At 45.6% G+C, this 2707-nt stretch carries 3 protein-coding genes and 2 tRNA genes; all 5 read left to right on the forward strand.

Annotated features, from left to right (window positions below):
• Positions 1–14: 14 nt before the first annotated feature.
• Positions 15–99: transfer RNA gene (locus KT99_RS19580), tRNA-Tyr, on the forward strand.
• Between the two features lie 35 nt (positions 100–134).
• A tRNA-Gly gene (locus KT99_RS19585) sits at positions 135–208 on the forward strand.
• Positions 209–392: 184 nt separating this feature from the next.
• A complete protein-coding gene (tuf, locus tag KT99_RS19590) occupies positions 393–1577 on the forward strand; it encodes an elongation factor Tu (protein ID WP_005503277.1) in 1185 nt (394 codons plus the stop codon).
• Positions 1578–1842: 265 nt separating this feature from the next.
• A complete protein-coding gene (gene secE, locus KT99_RS19595) occupies positions 1843–2214 on the forward strand; it encodes a preprotein translocase subunit SecE (protein ID WP_005503748.1) in 372 nt (123 codons plus the stop codon).
• Positions 2215–2223: 9 nt separating this feature from the next.
• Positions 2224–2707: transcription termination/antitermination protein NusG (nusG, locus tag KT99_RS19600; protein ID WP_005503750.1), on the forward strand; the 484-nt coding region annotated here is incomplete at its 3' end.

Raw genomic sequence — 2707 nt, forward strand, 5'->3', positions numbered from 1 at the left:
CGGCACATTTCTCTGGAGGGGTTCCCGAGTGGCCAAAGGGATCAGACTGTAAATCTGACGGCTCAGCCTTCGAAGGTTCGAATCCTTCTCCCTCCACCATTTTCTAGGTAGTTAGGTAACCTGAAGTAGGTTGCGCGGATGTCGTATAATGGTATTACTCCAGCCTTCCAAGCTGATAACGCGGGTTCGATTCCCGCCATCCGCTCCAATTTTCGCTGATGTGCTCACCCTTAAGAGCACGCCCTGATAAAGGGTGAGGTTTTAAGTCACTGCCGTCAGCGCCAGCCTCCTTCAAATATCCTATAAAACTAAATTGATTCGATGACATTTATGCATCGGATTTTTTGTTGTATGTCGGTTTCATCACCAAGATATCTGATTGAGGCAATACCATGGCTAAAGAAAAATTTGAACGTATTAAACCTCACGTAAACGTGGGCACCATCGGTCACGTTGACCATGGTAAGACTACTCTAACTGCTGCTATCTCTGCTGTTTTGGCAAAGACTTACGGTGGTGAAGCTAAAGACTTCTCCCAGATCGATAACGCTCCAGAAGAGCGTGAGCGCGGTATTACAATTAATACCTCTCACATCGAATATGACACTCCTGCGCGTCACTATGCACACGTAGATTGTCCTGGTCACGCCGATTATGTTAAAAACATGATCACTGGTGCTGCACAAATGGATGGCGCAATTCTAGTTGTTGCTGCTACAGACGGCCCTATGCCACAGACTCGTGAGCACATCCTGCTTTCTCGTCAGGTTGGCGTACCTTTCATCATCGTATTCATGAACAAATGTGACATGGTTGATGACGAAGAACTGCTTGAGCTAGTCGAAATGGAAGTGCGTGAACTTCTTTCTGAATATGACTTCCCAGGTGATGATCTGCCAGTTATTCAAGGTTCAGCACTTAAAGCCCTCGAAGGCGAGCCAGAGTGGGAAGCTAAGATCCTTGAGCTTGCAGAAGCTTTGGATACTTATATCCCAGAGCCAGAACGTGACATCGACAAGCCATTCCTTCTTCCTATCGAAGATGTGTTCTCTATCTCAGGCCGTGGTACAGTGGTAACTGGTCGTGTAGAGCGCGGTATCATCAAGATTGGTGAAGAAGTTGAAATCGTTGGTATCAAAGATACTACTAAATCAACTTGTACTGGTGTTGAAATGTTCCGTAAACTGCTTGACGAAGGTCGTGCAGGTGAGAACTGTGGTGTTCTTCTACGTGGTATCAAGCGTGAAGACGTTGAGCGCGGCCAAGTGCTAGCGGCTCCAGGTTCAATCACTCCACACACTACTTTTGAATCAGAAATCTACGTTCTGTCAAAAGAAGAAGGCGGACGTCACACTCCATTCTTCAAGGGCTATCGTCCACAGTTCTTCTTCCGTACTACGGACGTGACTGGTACTATCGAGCTGCCAGAAGGCGTAGAGATGGTTATGCCTGGTGATAACGTGCAGATGGTAGTAACACTAATCGCCCCAATCGCGATGGATGAAGGTTTACGCTTCGCTATCCGTGAAGGTGGTCGTACTGTTGGTGCTGGTGTTGTAGCTAAGATCCTTGCTTAATTGCGACTAATCTTACCAGACACTAAGAAAAGGAAGCTTCGGCTTCCTTTTTTGTTATTTTGAATTTTACTCGGCTCAAGCTTGCTTGTATTCTTGCTTACTAGGCAGAATAAGAATACAATATATGACCGATTTTTGACCCTTTGGGCTTACCATTAAGCGTATTGAGAGTAGCAAGCTCGGAATTAAGTGGTTTGATGGTATTTTATTAAAATACTATCAACCTAATACCACCTTAGGGCGTAGTGAGTAACGGAATTAACCGATGACAACAAATACAGAAAACCAGGGTAATTCTCTGGATATCGTAAAGTGGGCTCTAGTTGCTATCTTGTTGGCAACAGCTATTGTCGGCAATCAGCTGTATAGTGAAGCCAGCGTATTAGTACGTGCAATTAGTGTTGTTGTAGCTTTTGCTATAGCGGGATTTCTTGCATTGCAAACAGAGAAAGGCAAGCAAGCGCTCGCCTTTGCTCGTGAAGCACAAATTGAAGTACGTAAGGTAGTTTGGCCTACGCGTCAAGAAGCGCTAAATACAACATTTATTGTATTAGCCGCGACCGGTGTTATTGCGTTGATCCTTTGGGGTATGGACGCAGTATTGCTGAGAATTGTCAATTTTATTACAGGCGTATAGGCACTTCGAATGACTGAAGAAACTGAAGCTAAAAAAAGATGGTATGTGGTCCAGGCCTTTTCTGGTTATGAAGGGCGTGTACTTAAGACTCTGAATGAATATATTCAGATGTACAAGATGGAACACTTCTTTGGTGAAATTCTCGTTCCAACTGAAGAAGTTGTCGAGATGAGAGCCGGTCAGCGTCGTAAGAGCGAGCGCAAGTTCTTCCCTGGATATGTGCTTGTCCAGATGGAAATGAACGATGAAAGCTGGCACCTGGTGAAGAGCGTCCCTCGTGTGATGGGCTTCATAGGTGGCACTTCGGATCGTCCTGCTCCTATTTCTGATGTCGAAGCCGATAGGATTCTACAGCGTCTGCAGGAAACTACCGAGTCTCCAACGCATCGCGTGATGTTCGAGCCTGGTGAAGTGGTTCGCGTTACCGATGGTCCGTTTGCTGACTTTAACGGTACTGTTGAAGAAGTTGATTATGAAAAGAACCGCGTTAAGG

The organism is Shewanella benthica KT99 (assembly GCF_000172075.1).
GTDB classification, from domain to species: Bacteria; Pseudomonadota; Gammaproteobacteria; order Enterobacterales; family Shewanellaceae; genus Shewanella; species Shewanella benthica_A.

What these genes read in the sequence shown, in the direction of transcription:
- secE (WP_005503748.1), top strand. Translation starts at nt 1,843, where the DNA reads ATGACAACAAATACAGAAAACCAGGGTAATTCTCTGGATATCGTAAAG.
- tuf (WP_005503277.1), top strand. Translation starts at nt 393, where the DNA reads ATGGCTAAAGAAAAATTTGAACGTATTAAACCTCACGTAAACGTGGGC.